The sequence below is a fragment of the Pseudomonas sp. LTJR-52 genome, assembly GCF_003691465.1.
In the GTDB taxonomy this organism is placed as follows: domain Bacteria; phylum Pseudomonadota; class Gammaproteobacteria; order Pseudomonadales; family Pseudomonadaceae; genus Chryseomonas; species Chryseomonas luteola.
In genome coordinates this window covers 2,072,839-2,087,909 of record NZ_CP033105.1, presented here as the reverse complement: position 1 = coordinate 2,087,909, position 15,071 = coordinate 2,072,839, and the positions used below count along the sequence as shown (strand labels likewise).

The 15,071-nt window shown below is 55.3% G+C and carries 12 protein-coding genes and 1 other RNA gene; 3 read left to right on the top strand and 10 right to left on the bottom strand.

Annotated features, from left to right (window positions below):
* Positions 1–168 precede the first annotated feature (168 nt).
* From EAW52_RS09755 to smc, 7 genes are all read right to left on the bottom strand, one after another.
* Positions 169–1,035 carry an SMP-30/gluconolactonase/LRE family protein gene (locus tag EAW52_RS09755; protein WP_122042262.1) on the bottom strand — a complete coding sequence of 289 codons (867 nt, stop codon included), beginning with the start codon at positions 1,033–1,035 and terminating at the stop codon, positions 169–171.
* A 39-nt stretch (positions 1,036–1,074) separates the two neighbouring features.
* A complete protein-coding gene (locus EAW52_RS09750) occupies positions 1,075–1,770 on the bottom strand; it encodes a FadR/GntR family transcriptional regulator (protein WP_010794810.1) in 696 nt (231 codons plus the stop codon).
* 212 nt (positions 1,771–1,982) lie between these two features.
* Entirely contained in the window at positions 1,983–2,174 is a 192-nt protein-coding gene (locus EAW52_RS09745) for a hypothetical protein (protein ID WP_010794811.1), read from the bottom strand.
* Between the two features lie 338 nt (positions 2,175–2,512).
* An RNA gene (ffs, locus tag EAW52_RS09740) (signal recognition particle sRNA small type) lies at positions 2,513–2,609 on the bottom strand.
* Positions 2,610–2,744: 135 nt separating this feature from the next.
* On the bottom strand, positions 2,745–5,132 hold the full coding sequence (ligA, locus tag EAW52_RS09735; protein WP_122042261.1) for an NAD-dependent DNA ligase LigA: 2,388 nt from the start codon (positions 5,130–5,132) through the stop codon (positions 2,745–2,747).
* Between the two features lie 100 nt (positions 5,133–5,232).
* Positions 5,233–6,099 carry a cell division protein ZipA gene (gene zipA / locus EAW52_RS09730; protein ID WP_010794813.1) on the bottom strand — a complete coding sequence of 289 codons (867 nt, stop codon included), beginning with the start codon at positions 6,097–6,099 and terminating at the stop codon, positions 5,233–5,235.
* 128 nt (positions 6,100–6,227) lie between these two features.
* Positions 6,228–9,716 (bottom strand): chromosome segregation protein SMC, encoded by a 3,489-nt coding sequence (gene smc / locus EAW52_RS09725; RefSeq protein WP_122042260.1) that lies wholly within the window; start codon positions 9,714–9,716, stop codon positions 6,228–6,230.
* Between the two features lie 83 nt (positions 9,717–9,799).
* Between smc and EAW52_RS09720 the strand changes: the two genes are divergently transcribed.
* Complete coding sequence (locus EAW52_RS09720; protein ID WP_122042259.1) at positions 9,800–10,636, top strand: ion transporter; 837 nt, start codon at positions 9,800–9,802, stop codon at positions 10,634–10,636.
* 53 nt (positions 10,637–10,689) lie between these two features.
* The gene (locus tag EAW52_RS09715; RefSeq protein WP_019363836.1) at positions 10,690–11,685 is read left to right on the top strand and encodes a sulfate ABC transporter substrate-binding protein; all 996 of its coding nucleotides are present in this window, start codon (positions 10,690–10,692) and stop codon (positions 11,683–11,685) included.
* Between the two features lie 58 nt (positions 11,686–11,743).
* Here EAW52_RS09715 and nfuA read toward each other — a convergent pair whose 3' ends face one another.
* Positions 11,744–12,328 (bottom strand): Fe-S biogenesis protein NfuA, encoded by a 585-nt coding sequence (gene nfuA, locus EAW52_RS09710; RefSeq protein WP_010794817.1) that lies wholly within the window; start codon positions 12,326–12,328, stop codon positions 11,744–11,746.
* A gap of 219 nt (positions 12,329–12,547) precedes the next feature.
* On the opposite strand from nfuA, the gene EAW52_RS09705 reads away from it, so the two are divergent.
* Positions 12,548–13,087: a bacterioferritin gene (locus EAW52_RS09705; RefSeq protein ID WP_019363835.1), complete on the top strand. Its 540-nt coding sequence runs from the start codon at positions 12,548–12,550 to the stop codon at positions 13,085–13,087.
* 55 nt (positions 13,088–13,142) lie between these two features.
* Here the strand turns inward: EAW52_RS09705 and EAW52_RS09700 are convergent, their stop codons facing one another.
* Both EAW52_RS09700 and EAW52_RS09695 read right to left on the bottom strand, forming a co-directional pair.
* On the bottom strand, positions 13,143–14,096 hold the full coding sequence (locus tag EAW52_RS09700; protein ID WP_122042258.1) for a sensor domain-containing diguanylate cyclase: 954 nt from the start codon (positions 14,094–14,096) through the stop codon (positions 13,143–13,145).
* A 3-nt stretch (positions 14,097–14,099) separates the two neighbouring features.
* On the bottom strand, positions 14,100–15,062 hold the full coding sequence (locus tag EAW52_RS09695; protein WP_122042257.1) for a response regulator: 963 nt from the start codon (positions 15,060–15,062) through the stop codon (positions 14,100–14,102).
* Positions 15,063–15,071: the final 9 nt, after the last annotated feature.

The window sequence follows — 15,071 nt, the reverse complement described above, 5'->3', positions numbered from 1 at the left end:
AATAGCTAGCGTGTACTGCATCAAATTGTGCTGACACCTGACTGATGTAATAAGACAGGCCAGGCGAAACAGTCATATCATAATATGATTGGACTCGATCGACTGCAACTCTTCCTTGAGCAATCAAAAAAAAGAGAAGCGCTGGATCACAAATCGAGTCGCTTAACGTCAACCCATGAAGCGATGGCACGGCATCCCGGCCACATCCACACGCGCATAAAGCACAGAACCATCCAGAGGCTGATCACCTGCCGCACTCGTGACATAGAGCGTCTTGAGGTCGTGTCCGCCAAACACACAACTGGTGGGCCGGGACACCGGTAGCTCTATAATCGTGTCGACACAACCGTCTGGAGCAAATCGAATCAGACAGTGGCCATCCCAGCGCGCATTCCAGACATATCCCTGCGAATCCATGGCAGACCCATCCGGATGACCACGCTCATGGGCCTGCGCCCAAACTGTTCTTTCGCCAAGCCCCTTGGCACCAATAGTATGACGGTAGATCACGCTTTCCAGCGTATCGGCGGTGTAAACGCAATCCCCCTCTGCACTCCAGAGTAGCGTGTTGGCAATGCCGATATCGCTGGCCAGACGAGTGACCTTCGCATCAGGACCGATATGAAACAATCCACCTGAACGACGGGTGATCGGCAGGTCTTCGCCCTGCTCACCTATATTGTTCTGCATGCTGCCCAACCACAGATTCCCTGCCGCGTCGCAGCGCGCCTCATTGGCACGGTTCCCTTCAATAGGATCCGGTACGCAGAACAGTGAAAGTGAAGGTGCATGCGGTGGTGATTCCAGGTCCAGGCGGTGAACACCACTGACCATGGTCAGCAACGCATCTCCGCGTATCGTGGGAATAAAGGCCGAAACAGGCTCGGTCACCTGCCATTCAGAGTAATGCCCCCCCTCCAGTCGACAGGCTTTCTTACCTACGATATCCACCCAGTACAACGCCTGGGTGGGCTCATCCCAAAAAGGACCTTCCGCTAATTTAAAGCGATGGGATATAACCGGTTGCCACTCCATAAAGCATCCTTATTTGTAGTTATGAATGCACAGCTCACGCTAACTACTAGCCTGAGCATATTTAGAAATCGTGACAGCAGCCTTGTCGATCAACGTCATGCATGCCCAAACGCCCCGAGAGGAATCTCGCGCAGCAATGGCATCCGCCAGCTCCTTGTGCAAGGGCAGCGTTCGTTGCAACTCTGAAGGATCGACAGACGAAATCTGAAAGGAAACGGCAAGCAAGGCGCCTAGCGCGGGCACCATTTGCTCAATGAACTGGTTGTGACTGGCCGCCAGGACGCACTCATGGAAGTGTTGGTCGGCACTGTTGTAATCTCCACCTGAAAGCGAAGCTTCCAACGCTGTATAGGCTGCCTGGACGCGCCTGATCTGCTCAGGTGTTGCACGCTCGCAAGCCCAGCGCACAGCCACTGGCTCAATAGCACGCCGTAAATCAAGCAGATCCTTGACGAAATTCTCGGGCAAGCCGCCACGACTCAACCATGCCACCACCTGGGGATCGAAGAGATTCCACCGATTTAAGGGTAATACACGGCTTCCCACCTTGGGGCCCACCTCGATCATGCCCTTGGCGACCAGTGTCTTGATGGCCTCCCGCACGACCGTTCGACTGACACCCAACTCCTCACCAAGATCCGCCTCGACTTTCAGCGCATCCCCAGGCTTGAATTGCCCGGAAGCGATCAAGCTACCCAGTTTATCTACGGCTGATGCGTGAAAATTATTCGACATTCAGACCTCGCCCTCGCCCGCTCTGACCTACAAGCATCTTAACGACTGTTGAAGGCCGTTGCTCGATCAGCGCAAAAACGTATTGTTATTGATAGAAAGCGCTCTAATCATCATATGATTAGACGAGGCAACTGAAAAGAAAAATAAGGAGGGCGGTTATTGCGCACAGCTGTGCAGCTGCCAATCAGCCGCACAGATGCTAGAGAAAACTATCAGACGTTAAGACGGAACCACACCCCGCCCCATTGCTCTGCTTCGCATTTAGCTTCCTGCTCGTTGTTGAACTCCGAAATGATTCCTCCATGTGCATAAACCACAGCCCATGCCTCCTGCACAGTTTTCTGAATGATAGATACAAATGAAACAGGCTCTTCTGGGGATACTGATGTCTGGATGCTTTCCATTTTTTGCTCATCCTTTGAATTTTATTATTGCAGCCCTTTCCTCATCCTTTTGTAGAAAGGACTACTGGATGCACGCTGAACAATATTCTTTGACAAGCAGGTCAGAACAACACATACAGACAAGCGCTGCAGTACAACTAGGACCTACGTCACGCTGTAGAAATGAAATACGTTAATTAATTCAATCTTAAGCGTGAAAAATTGTGACAGACAGATGAGCGGTAGCAAAGTGCCTTCATGGCAAAAGACTATTGCTAAACACGAGAATATCTGCCCGCAAAAGCAAATTCGAGAAGTTGATTAGAGAGTCAAGCTGAACGCTTTAAGAATGGAGGTGGCCCCACCAGCCACACCCCGGCACACGATGTCACCGCTACGGCTGCTTCCTTCCGGACCTGACCGGGTTCACGGCTGATCGTTGCGGGGGGACCGGCAGGACCACCATAACGAACGTCACCAACAGGTGAGGCGCATCATTCTACTCACTTGAGCAGAAGTTACAAGCTTTTCAGTCATTTAGCAGATAATTAATAAGATGGCGCCTTCTGGATGGAGGGCGCCGTCTTATTTTCAGCTCACCTCGAAGCTGGCCAGACGATCAAGCAGAGCCTGCTCATCCAGTACCGTAACACCCAGCTCGGTTGCCTTGGTCAGCTTTGATCCAGCGCCCGGACCTGCTACGACACATGTGGTTTTGGCAGATACCGATCCAGAAACCTTAGCGCCAAGCGCCTCGAGCTTTTCCTTGGCTACATCTCGACTCATCGCCTCTAGCGTTCCTGTCAGCACCCACGTCTGACCTGCTAGCGGCAACCCTTCCACTTGTGTCCTTTCGCTTTCCCAATGCATGCCAAATTCGCGCAGCTGTGCCTCAATCATTCGTGCGCGCTCTGCATGTTCAGCCTGACTGAAGAAATCGCGCACGGCATTCTTGGCTCTTTCATTCAAGCCCTTCATGGCGCTCAGGTCCAGCCAGTCGGCAGTAATCAGCGCTTCCAGCGTCTTGAAGTGACCGGCGAGATTTTTAGCGCCGGTTGCCGCTACATAGGGAATACCCAGCTTCTCGATGAAATCGGCAAACGTGGCGTAGCCAGCGAACTCAGGATGAAGCTCACCCTCCTCCTGAACCTGCACGCCATTACGCAACAAATCACCAATGACATTCTGGTTGTGCTCTTCCTCAAAGAAGTTATGGATCTCGTACGCGACCTCATAACCAATATCGGGTAAATAGATCAGCACTTCCGGCAAGGCCCGCTGAATACGCTCCAGACTCCCGAACGTACGTGCCAGCAGCTTGGCAGTTTCCTCGCCGACATCGGGGATGCCCAAGGCAAAAATGAAACGTGCCAGCACAGGCGTTCGGCTGTTCGCGATAGCGCTGAGCAGGTTTCTGGTCGAGATTTCCGCAAACCCCTCCAGCTGGATGACCTGCTCAAAGGTCAACGCATACAGATCCGCCGGTGACTTGACCATACCCCGGTCTACCAGCTGCTCGATAATCTTGTCGCCCAACCCATCGATCTCCATCGCACGGCGTGACGCAAAATGAATGATGGACTGCTTGAGCTGCGCCTGACAGACCAGGCGACCTACGCAGCGATAGACAGCGCCCACGCTGACCGACTCTCGTCCCTTGCCTCGCTTGACCAGCTGTGTCCGCTCCACTTCCGAGCCGCAGACGGGACAATGGGCCGGCACCGCCACAGGCCGAGCATCTGCCGGCCGACGCTCAAGCACCACCTGCATGACCTGGGGAATAACATCGCCTGCACGGCGGATGATGACGGTATCGCCAATCATCACGCCCAACCTTTCGACCTCATCCATATTGTGCAGGGTTGCATTGGTGACCGTAACGCCGCCCACTTGAACCGGCTTGAGACGAGCAACAGGCGTGATGGCGCCCGTACGGCCCACCTGAAACTCGACGTTGGTAAGCTCCGTCAGCTCCTCACGGGCTGGAAACTTGTGGGCAATCGCCCAGCGCGGCTCTCTGGCCCGGAAGCCCAGCTCCTTCTGCCAGTCGATACGGTTAACCTTGAAGACGACGCCATCGATTTCATAAGCGAGCCCATCACGTCGCTCGCCAATATCATGGTAGTAATCACGGCACGCCTGAGCACCTTTGGCCAGCTTCAGCTCCTTGCTGATTGGAATGCCCCACTTGCGAACCGACTGCAAGATCTCGTATTGAGTATTTGGCAGCGTTCCGCCCTCTACCCGCCCGTAGCCGTAACAGCAGAATTCGAGCGGGCGCTTGGCAGTAATACTGGAGTCGAGCTGGCGCAAACTGCCTGCGGCGGCATTACGTGGGTTCGCAAAGGTTTTTCCACCGGCTTCCATGGCGCGCTCATTCAAGGCTTCGAAACCGGCCTTGGACATAAAGACTTCGCCCCGCACCTCGAGCACCTCCGGCCAACCACTGCCTTGAAGCTTGAGCGGGACGTTGCGGATAGTACGCACGTTGGCGGTGATGTCCTCGCCTGTCGTGCCGTCACCACGGGTCGCCCCGCGAACAAGCACGCCCCGCTCATACAGCAGGCTTACCGCCAGGCCGTCGAGCTTGGGCTCACAGGTGTATTCAATTTCTGCCGTCTGGCTGAAAAGATTGTTACCGTTATGACTGCCAAGCTCATCAGCCAGCCCGTCCCGTACGCGGCGATCAAATTCGAGCAAATCCTTTTCTTCAAAGGCATTCCCCAAACTTAGCATGGGGACTTCATGGCGAATCGTCCCGAAAGCCGACAGGGCGGAGCCACTTACCCGCTGCGTGGGAGAGTCAGGCGTAATCAGCTCAGGGTGCTCGGCCTCAAGCGCCTTGAGCTCACGAAACAGCCGATCGTATTCGGCATCCGGAACACTGGGTTCATCCAGAACATAGTAACGGTAATTATGCGCATCGATTTCGCTGCGCAAAGAAGCGATCCGCTCGGCGGCATCTTGGGCTTGGGTCATGCTGTTCTCTCTCTAGCACCAAGGCTGGACGTCATGTCCAGCAACAGGCAGAAACAAAAAGAGCAGCATAAGCTGCTCTTTAATCGACTCTGAAATCGGCTCAGCGTTTCTGAGTCAGGCTCTTGCGTTCGAAGTCGATAATACGCTGGCGGTAGTGCTCGATGGTCTGTGCCGTCATGACGCTACGCTGCTCGTCCTTCAATTCGCCGTTAAGCTCGGAGGCCAGCTTGCGAGCGGCTGCCACCATCACTTCAAACGCCTGCTTGGGATGCCGTGGGCCAGGCAGACCTAAAAAGAAACTTACAGCCGGCGTGCGGAAGCTATCGATGTTATCCAGATCGAACGTACCTGGCCGTACGGCATTGGCCATGGAGAAAAGCACTTCGCCGTTGCCGGACATACTCTCGTGACGATGGAAGATATCCATATCACCGAAGCGCAGACCACTTTCCAGAATATTCTGCAACAGAGCCGGACCGCGAAAGCCGTTCTCATCACGCGAAATCACGTTGATGACCAACACCTCTTCGACGGGTGGCAGCTCTTTGCGCTCTTTGCGAGGCTCCTCCATCGCAGACAGGTCCGGCTCGGCGTCGACGATGTCCTTGCGGGCCTTGCCCTTGCCACGAGCCGGTGCCTCATCGTCATCAGCCAGGGCACTGAACTGGGGTTCGGCGCCGCCTAGCTCCAACTCTTCCGCAACAGGTTCTTCGCGGCGCTTGCGAGCGGCACGACTTGGGCGAGGCGCTTCTTCCTCGCTATCAAAAGACGGCTCCTTATGTTCGACCACACGAGACGGCCCTAGTAGTTCTGAACTACCGCCCTCATCGGACTGGCCGGAGAGATTGTTGTCCAGGCGAAACTTGAGTTTCCCTTTCCCGCTCATCCGTCGCCAGCCATCGAAAAGTATGCCGGCGATTACGATAATGCCGATGATGATCAGCCATTCGCGCAGACCGATATCCATGTAAGACGCATACCTCTGTCAAAAATCAACTTCGCGCTCGCCACTTGCCCATGCATAGCAAAATGCCAAACGCCCAAAAACGGGCATAAACTAGCACGCCCGCCACCAACTTTACACCGTCTGTCGTATCAAGCTTCAGCCAAAGCAACAGCTTCTTCGACATCGACGGCCACCAAACGCGAACAGCCCGGTTCGTGCATCGTCACGCCCATCAGCTGATCGGCCATTTCCATGGCGATCTTGTTGTGTGTGATATAGATGAATTGCACTTTTTCGGACATTTCCTTCACCAGCCGCGCGTAGCGGCCAACGTTGGCATCGTCCAGAGGCGCGTCCACTTCGTCAAGCATGCAGAATGGCGCTGGATTGAGCTGAAAAATCGCAAAAACCAACGCGATTGCCGTCAATGCCTTCTCCCCGCCCGACAAAAGATGAATCGTGCTGTTCTTCTTGCCCGGTGGACGCGCCATGATCGCAACCCCGGTATCGAGTAAATCTTCTCCCGTAAGTTCCAGATAGGCGTGTCCGCCGCCAAAAACTTTTGGAAACAAGGCCTGAAGGCCATTATTGATCTGATCGAATGTTTCCTTGAAACGATTGCGCGTTTCACGGTCGATCTTACGAATCACGTTTTCGAGCGTTTCCAAGGCCTCAACAAGATCATCGTTTTGCGCATCCAGGTAGCGCTTGCGCTCGGATTGCTGCTGATACTCCTCGATAGCTGCCAAGTTAATGGCACCCAGGCGTTGAATACGCGCATTCAGCGCCTCCAACTGGGTCTCCCATGCCGATTCGGTGGCATCCTCAGGCAATGTAGCCACTACGGTCTGCAGGTCATACCCCTCTTCATGCAGCTGCTCCTGAAGTGTTTTACGGCGCACGGACAGCCCCTGCCACTCAAGCCGCTGCTGCTCCGCCTGACTGCGCAACACTTGCGCCTGCTGCTCGGCCTGGGTACGACGGCGCTCGGACTCACGCAGCTCACGATCTGCCTCCTCCAGAGCCATGCGCGCGCCTCGTAGCTCCTCATCGACACTCATGCGGCGCTCAAGCAATTCTTCGAGTTTCAACCTGAGCTCCTCAATCGGTGCAGAGCCCTCTTCCAGGTTGAGACTAAGCTGCTCACGTCGCTCGTCGAGCCGAGCAGCCTGCAGCAGCAGACGCTCCAGTGCCTGCTGTGTAGAGTCATGCTGGGCTTTGAGCGACCCCAGCCTTACAGCCAGCTGATGAGCCTGCTCCTTATGCTGCCTCGCCTCCTGACGAGCCCGATCCAGCCGCTCGCGTAGCGTCTCGCGCTGAGCGATCAACAGGTCGCGACGCTCGGTATCGGCAGCCATGGCATCCAATGCATCCTGAAGGCTCAGTCGTGCCTCACCAATCTGCTCGGTCTCGATAGCGCGTTGCTCTGCCATTTCAACCCGCTCTTCTTCAAGCCGCTTTCGGCGCAGTCCAAGCTGCTCGGCCTTGGCCTGCCGCGCCGACAGCTGAGCCCTGACTTCACCCTGGCGGCGGCTCTCCTCCTGAGATCGACGGCGGACCGTTTCGCGGCTGCGCTCTAGCTCTGCCAACTGCTCCTGCGCCTGCTCAAACGCCTTCTGCCCCTCACTCAGCCGGTGTTCCAGCTGAGTACGCTCAGCGTGTAAACGCTCAAGCTCCTGGCCGCGCGCCAGCACACCGCTTTCCGCCTCGCTGGAGCGCTGTATTCGCAAAAAGTGACGGGATACCCAATACCCGTCTCGACTGACAAGGCTCTGCCCGTCAGCAAGCCTCTGCCGCTGCGCCAGTGCGTTCTCAAGGGTCTCCACTGGAAATACATTGCCCAGCCAGGGCGACAGATCATGTGGGGCTTCGACTTTATCCAACAAGCTCCCTGGCGTTGCAGGCGCTACATGCCCAGGTGTTACCAGGCGCAGCTCGCCCTGCTCGAATGCAGCCAGGTCGAGACCGGATAGATCATCCAGGCAAACCGCCTGCAAATCAGCGCCCAACACCGTTTCAACGGCTCTCTCCCAGCCTGACTCAACCCGAACACCCTCGGCCAGGCGGCTACGCTCATGCAGATCATGCAGGCGCATCCAGTCATCCGCCCCTTTTCCGGGATCGAGGGCAGCCTGCTGCAAGGCCTCCAAAGAAGCAATACGACCTTCCAGACGCTGCAGCTCACCTTGCGCCGTGGTCTGTTGGGTGGTTACAGCCTGAAGCTGCTCTCGACTGATAGCCAGCTGCTCGTTGGCCTCTATTTCTTCCTGGGCGAGGTCCTCGAGAATCAACTCGATTCCAGCGAGCTCTTCGCTGAGCTCGAGCAACGCTGCGTCTTCAGGATCCGCTGCCAGTTGCGTCAGCTCATCACGCAGTCGTCGCTCGCGCTCCATGAGCCGTTCCAGGCTTTTTTCCAAGTGACGGATACGGGACTGTTGAACATCAGCCTCACGTTGAGGCGCTGCACTGTGCTGGTTGAAGCTGTCCCACTGCTGCTGCCACGCTTGCATGGCCTGCTCGGACGCTTCCAGCGCCAGGGCAGATTCTTCAGCAGAAGCTGCGCTCATTTCCTGCTCGGGCTCCAGCATGGCCAGCTCTTCGGCCAAGGTAGCAAGAAGCGCCTGGTCATTACCCAGATGTGCGGCAGTTTCTTCCCGAGAGCGCTCGGCTTCACGCAGATCATCCTGCAGCTGACGCAAGCGCTGCTGGCCGTGCTGAATGCTCTGCTCGACCCGCGCAATGTCTCCACCAACCGAATAGAAGCGCCCCTGCACCTGATTGAACCGCTCGGACAAATCATGATGGCTGTCTCGCAGTCGCTCAATACTGGCATCAGCACTGCGCTGCTCAGCAACCAACGCTTCGAGCGCTACCTCCTGATTGCCAATGACGCGCTCACGCTGCTGCACCAGCTCATCCAGATCGCGCCAACGAAGTGCTCCCAGTTGGGCACGAAGCTGACGCTCTTCCGCCTTGTACTCCTGATATTTCTCGGCAGCCTGCGCCTGTCGGTGTAACCGTTCGAGTTGCCGTTCAAGCTCTTCACGAAGGTCCGTCAGGCGCGCAAGGTTTTCCTGGGTACGGCGAATACGGCTTTCCGTTTCACGACGGCGCTCCTTGTACTTGGAGATCCCCGCCGCTTCTTCGATGTAATTGCGCAAATCCTCTGGACGAGCCTCGATCAGCTTGGAAATCATCCCCTGCTCAATGATCGAATAACTGCGCGGGCCAAGCCCTGTGCCCAAAAAGATATCAGTGATGTCGCGACGACGGCATTTGGTACCGTTGAGAAAATAGGTATTCTGCCCGTCCCGAGTTACCCGTCGGCGAATGGAAATTTCCGCATAGCTGGCATACTCACCGACTAGCGAGCTATCCGAATTATCAAAAATCAGTTCGATTGAAGCCTGAGTAACCGGTTTGCGACTGTTCGAGCCGTTGAAGATGACATCGGTCATCGAATCGCCGCGCAAGTTCTTTGCCGAGCTTTCGCCCATGACCCAGCGCACGGCGTCGATGATATTCGATTTGCCGCATCCGTTCGGCCCTACGACTGCCGACATATTGCTGGGGAAATTAACGGTTGTCGGGTCTACAAATGATTTGAAGCCCGCCAACTTGATGGATTTTAGCCGCATGCGCCCTTCCTTCGCGTGCCTTCATTACCGGCATGGCGAGAAGACACAAGGGTGCGATTTTAACATTAGAAGGAGTCTATGCCATGGCCGACGCTCAGCGCCTGCGCCGACGTCTGGAGATCATCATCTTCCATTCCAACACCGCTCCGGGACGTTGGTTCGACGAAGCCCTCCTCTTTGCGATCCTGGCGAGCCTGGTAGTGGTCATGCTCGATAGCGTGGCGGACATCCACGCTCGATACGACGAGCTGCTGTCCCTGTGCGAATGGACATTTACCGTTCTGTTCACCATCGAATATCTGTTGAGGCTGTACAGTGCACGAAAACCTGCGAAGTATGCCTTCAGCTTTTTCGGCATCGTGGATCTGCTGGCCATCCTACCCAGCTTCATTGCGCTCTTCCTACCGAGCGCTCAATACCTATTGGTGGTCCGCATCCTGCGTCTGCTCCGGGTGTTCAGGATTCTCAAGCTTCGTCAGTACCTCACCCAGGCAAATTTTCTTGTAACAGCCTTAAGGGGCAGTCGGCAAAAGATCATTGTCTTCCTGCTCAGTGTTCTGACGATGGTGACGCTGTTCGGCTCCCTGATGTACGTAGTGGAAGGACCGGAAAATGGCTACACCAGCATTCCCAAAAGTATCTATTGGGCGATCGTGACGCTGACAACGGTAGGATTTGGCGACATGGTTCCGCAAACTGCTCTAGGTCAAGCCATCGCCAGCATAGTCATGATCAGTGGCTACTCGATCATTGCAGTACCCACCGGTATCTTTACCGCTGAGCTATCCAATGCCATTCGAGGCGAGAACAGTATCCACAAGCCGTGCGGGGCGTGTGGCAAGGAACTCCACGAAGCACAGGCATCGTTTTGTAGCCGCTGTGGAAACTCGCTTTATAAACGAACAGTAATACCGGAATAATGTGGCCTTTCTAGAGCAGGACGCTCTGATAACAACCGATAAGAGACATCATCATGAGAAAACAACTCTTCGCTCCGCTATTGGCGGCCGGCCTGCTCCTGGGAAGTGCCGCGAATGCAGCGCCCCTGCTAAACGTTTCCTATGACGTGATGCGTGACTTCTACAAGGAGTACAACCCGGCCTTCCAAAAGCACTGGAAGGAGACCCATGACCAGAATATAACCATTCAGATGTCTCATGGTGGCTCAAGCAAACAGGCCCGCGCCGTCATTGATGGCTTACCTGCGGATGTCATCACCATGAACCAGGCCACCGACATTAACGCCCTGGCCGACAATGGCGGGCTGATCCCCAAGAACTGGGCCGAGCGTCTACCGAATAACAGCGCCCCATTCACCTCCGCTACCGTCTTTATCGTTCGCAAAGGCAACCCAAAGGGCATCAAAGACTGGCCTGACCTGGTCAGGGACGGTACGGAAGTCATCATTCCAAATCCCAAGGTCACAGGTAATGGACGTTACTCCTACCTTTCCGCCTGGGGATACGTTTTGAAAACCGGAGGCGACGAGGCCAAGGCCAAAGCCTTTGTGGGCGAGCTGTTCAAGCATGTTCCGGTTCTGGATACAGGCGGTCGCGCTGCTACCACAACCTTCATGCAAAATCAGATTGGCGATGTGCTGCTGACCTTTGAAAACGAGGCCGAAATGATTGCGCGCGAATTTGGTCGCGGTAACTTCGAGGTGATCTACCCCAGCGTATCGGCTGAAGCCGAGCCACCCGTCACGGTGGTCGACAAGGTCGTTGACAAGAAGGGCTCACGCGAAGTGGCTGAGGGATATCTCAAGTATCTCTGGTCGGAAGAAGGTCAACGTATCGCAGCCGACAACTATCTGCGCCCACGTAATGCAGAGATTCTGGCGCAGTATCAGGACCGCTTCCCGAAAGTGGACTTCTTTTCAGTCGAGCAATTGTTTGGTGACTGGCGGACCGTACAGAAAACGCACTTTGCCGATGGCGGCGTCTTCGACCAGATCTATACCCCGCACTAACTAACAGGCGGCATAGAAAAGGCGGCTCGTAGCCGCCTTTTCTTTTCGCAAAACCCTATCAGTAATAGGCATTTTCGCGATTGCTATGATCGGTTACATCACGAACGCCTTTCAGGTCCGGGATACGCTCGATCAAGGTACGCTCGACGCCATCCTTGAGCGTCAGGTCAACCTGACCGCAGCCCTGGCAGCCTCCACCAAAACGCAACACGGCAACCCCGTCTTCTACCACCTCAACCAGACTCACCATACCGCCGTGGCTGGCCAGACCGGGATTGATTTCAGTCTGCAGATAATAATTGATGCGCTCGCTGATCGGACTGTCTTCGCTGATCATCGGTACCTTGGCGTTGGGCGCCTTGATGGTCAGCTGACCACCCATGCGATCCTGTGCATAGTCGACGATGGCATCTTCCAGGAAGGGCTCGCTGATCGCATCGATCCAGGCGGTAAAGTCCTTCAGACCAAACGACGTATCTTCCGGCTTCTGCTCGCCCGGCTTGCAGTAGGCAATACAGGTCTCGGCGTACTGGGTTCCCGGCTGCGTGATAAAAATGCGAATGCCGATACCGGGAGTGTTTTGCTTTTCAAGCAGGCCAGCCAGGTAATCCTGGGCGGCTTCAGTAATGGTGATAGCGCTCATTTCTACTCCTCGCTTACCTGGGCGCAGTGTACGCCAGAGCGGCCTACGGTTAAAGACTTACTAGTTTAGTAGGATAAATGGCACCTGTGCTCAATTCTTTCAAGCCCGACCCGCCGATAAATCTTGGACAAAACTTTTACCAGACGTGGGAATCACATCTGGACAGGCCCCGACAGAGGGCCACCCCAGATGGACCGTGAAGCCTAAGAGGAATGCCCCATGCTGACCAACCAACCCTTTCTGACCGATATCGAAACCATTCGCCAACGAGCCCGCCAACACATTGAAGACGGCCCCATAACCGAGGGCTATAGCGCCGATCGCGAAACCGTTATCAAACTCCTTAACGATTCTCTTGCGACCGAGATCGTATGCACGCTGCGCTACAAGCGTCATTACTTCATGGCTACCGGTATCAAGGCTAGCGTTGCGGCTGCCGAATTTCAGGAGCATGCCGACCAGGAACAAGAGCACGCCGATCGCCTGGCCGAGCGTATCGTGCAGCTGGGCGGCGAGCCTGATTTCAACCCTGAAGGTCTGCTCACCCGCTCCCATGCCCAATATGCCGAAGGTCACGACCTGCGTGACATGATCAAGGAAGACCTGATCGCCGAGCGCATCGCCATCGATACCTATCGCGAGATCGTGCAGTACATCGGTGATAAAGACCCAACCACGCGGCGCATCTTCGAAGACATCCTGGCTCAGGAAGAAGAACACGCCGATGACATGGCTGGCTTGCTGCAAGGTCTGGATTGATCAGCACCGCACATCAAAAGCCCCGCTTGAAACAGCGGGCTTTTTTATCGCTTATTCATGCGACCGAATAGACCGTAACCTGATTGCGACCATTATGCTTGGACCGGTAAAGCGCCTGATCGGCACGCTCCAGCAACACCTCAGGGCTCTCTACCGGCAGGCTCAAGTCGGCGATACCAATGCTGATCGTAAAGGTAATCTGCTTACCTTCGTGCTCCACCTTCAACTGTTCGGCCTGCTGGCGCAAGCGTTCTGCAAAGACCTGGGCGCCACTGCATGGCGTATCCGGCATCAGAATGACGAACTCCTCACCACCATAGCGCCCCGCCCTGTCGGTTGCCCGAATATGCCCGTTAATCAGGTTAGCCAGAGCCTGGATAACCTTGTCGCCTCCCGGATGACCGTAGGTGTCATTGATCTGTTTGAAATGATCGATATCAATAATCACCAGCCCGACATTGCAACGGTAGCGCAAATGACGCGCGAATTCATGCTTCAGGCATTCATCCCAGAAGCCACGATTGAACAGTCCGGTCAGCCGGTCGGTTCGTGACAACTGCTCCAGCTGACCATTGACCGCCTGCAGCTGACGCGTGTTGGTCGCGACCCGTGTCACGTCATAGATAATGATACCGATGTAACCCACCCCGCCTCGCGTGTCATGCAGAGGCAGAATAGTGACATTCTGGTACATATGGTCTTCCAGGCCTGTAATGGGCTGGTAATTCTTGAACTTGACCAGATAGGGTCGTTGCTCCCAGATAGTAAACATTGGCGTTCCCAACATGGCGACGCCTTCGACCTTGTAACGGAACCACTCTTCATCCATCTCTGGAAAAAGCGAAAAGACCGGCTTGCCTTGCGCGTCACTCGGAACGATCCCCGAATGGTTTTCCATGAAGCTATTCCAGACTTCCACTTCATACTTGCGATTGATCACCAGCACACCGACATCGATGTGCTGCACGATATCCAGCATCCAGTGAAGATCGTCGAGTTCGATCGCCATGTATCAATCCATCATGTAATTGATTTTATTAGTAAGCCGCTTGACCGAGTCTTCGGTAAACAGCAGCAGCAAATCAAAATGTATGTCATGCCCTTCGAGGCTATAGCTCACCTCGACAGCCAGGGTCTTCTTCCAGCGCTGGCGATTGACCTGAATCAGATTCTCAAGCGCCGTATGTTGCCCCAGGATCATCGGGTGCCCCTGCGAGAAGCGCACATCGATCTGCTCCGACAGACCGCTCAGGCATGCCCCGATCAGGATGCTGGCCAAGTCGAGCAGCATCTCCATCTGATCATTGTTTTGTGTACTGCCACTGCGGAGCAGCGTTACCATGTCCTTGACTTCCGAATCATGGAAAATCAGCAAAGCCTCGCCCGCAATGCCATTACCGATAAACCCCTGACAGACCGCCGTAACCCGGCTGCCGCGCTGCACATCGGCCAGCGCCATATGTAGCTCACCTACCTCAAGGATGTTGACGTTGGGAATCGGAAGCTGCACGAAGACGTTGAGCACCTTGGCCAACAACGCTGCCGCGCGACCAATGGATACGTTGACCACTTCGCGGAAGGCATCACGAAAGCTGACATCAGGATCGGGACGATCCTCCATGACGGCGTCCTTGTTGGGTGCAGATCCAAGCAAGCCATGCTGAAGCAGCAGTGCCTCGAGCTGCTCAGCGTCGGCTGGCTTTTTCAGAAACGCCAGCGCACCCAACTCCAGCACGCGTCGTATGGCCTCTTCCTGAACGTCGCCAGAAACCACGATCACGTTGCACTTGATGTTTTCAGCCCGCATCGCTTCCAGCGTCTGATAACCGTCCATGACGGGCATGGTCAGGTCTAATAACATGACCTGGACCTTGCCCTGACGCAGCACGTTAAGCGCCTCGCTCCCATTGGTCGCCTGTGTTATGTCCACAGACCACTCAGGAGGTAAAGCACGAATCAGCTGCTTTCGAGCCATGGCAGAATC

Excerpts from the sequence above, each read along its gene's own strand:
- ligA (WP_122042261.1), bottom strand. The coding sequence starts at position 5,132 with ATGACCCAAGCCCAAGATGCCGCCGAGCGGATCGCTTCTTTGCGCAGC.
- nfuA (WP_010794817.1), bottom strand. The coding sequence starts at position 12,328 with ATGAGCGCTATCACCATTACTGAAGCCGCCCAGGATTACCTGGCTGGC.
- smc (WP_122042260.1), bottom strand. The coding sequence starts at position 9,716 with ATGCGGCTAAAATCCATCAAGTTGGCGGGCTTCAAATCATTTGTAGAC.
- EAW52_RS09750 (WP_010794810.1), bottom strand. The coding sequence starts at position 1,770 with ATGTCGAATAATTTTCACGCATCAGCCGTAGATAAACTGGGTAGCTTG.
- zipA (WP_010794813.1), bottom strand. The coding sequence starts at position 6,099 with ATGGATATCGGTCTGCGCGAATGGCTGATCATCATCGGCATTATCGTA.
- EAW52_RS09715 (WP_019363836.1), top strand. The coding sequence starts at position 10,690 with ATGAGAAAACAACTCTTCGCTCCGCTATTGGCGGCCGGCCTGCTCCTG.
- EAW52_RS09745 (WP_010794811.1), bottom strand. The coding sequence starts at position 2,174 with ATGGAAAGCATCCAGACATCAGTATCCCCAGAAGAGCCTGTTTCATTT.
- EAW52_RS09720 (WP_122042259.1), top strand. The coding sequence starts at position 9,800 with ATGGCCGACGCTCAGCGCCTGCGCCGACGTCTGGAGATCATCATCTTC.
- EAW52_RS09695 (WP_122042257.1), bottom strand. The coding sequence starts at position 15,062 with ATGGCTCGAAAGCAGCTGATTCGTGCTTTACCTCCTGAGTGGTCTGTG.
- EAW52_RS09700 (WP_122042258.1), bottom strand. The coding sequence starts at position 14,096 with ATGGCGATCGAACTCGACGATCTTCACTGGATGCTGGATATCGTGCAG.
- EAW52_RS09755 (WP_122042262.1), bottom strand. The coding sequence starts at position 1,035 with ATGGAGTGGCAACCGGTTATATCCCATCGCTTTAAATTAGCGGAAGGT.
- EAW52_RS09705 (WP_019363835.1), top strand. The coding sequence starts at position 12,548 with ATGCTGACCAACCAACCCTTTCTGACCGATATCGAAACCATTCGCCAA.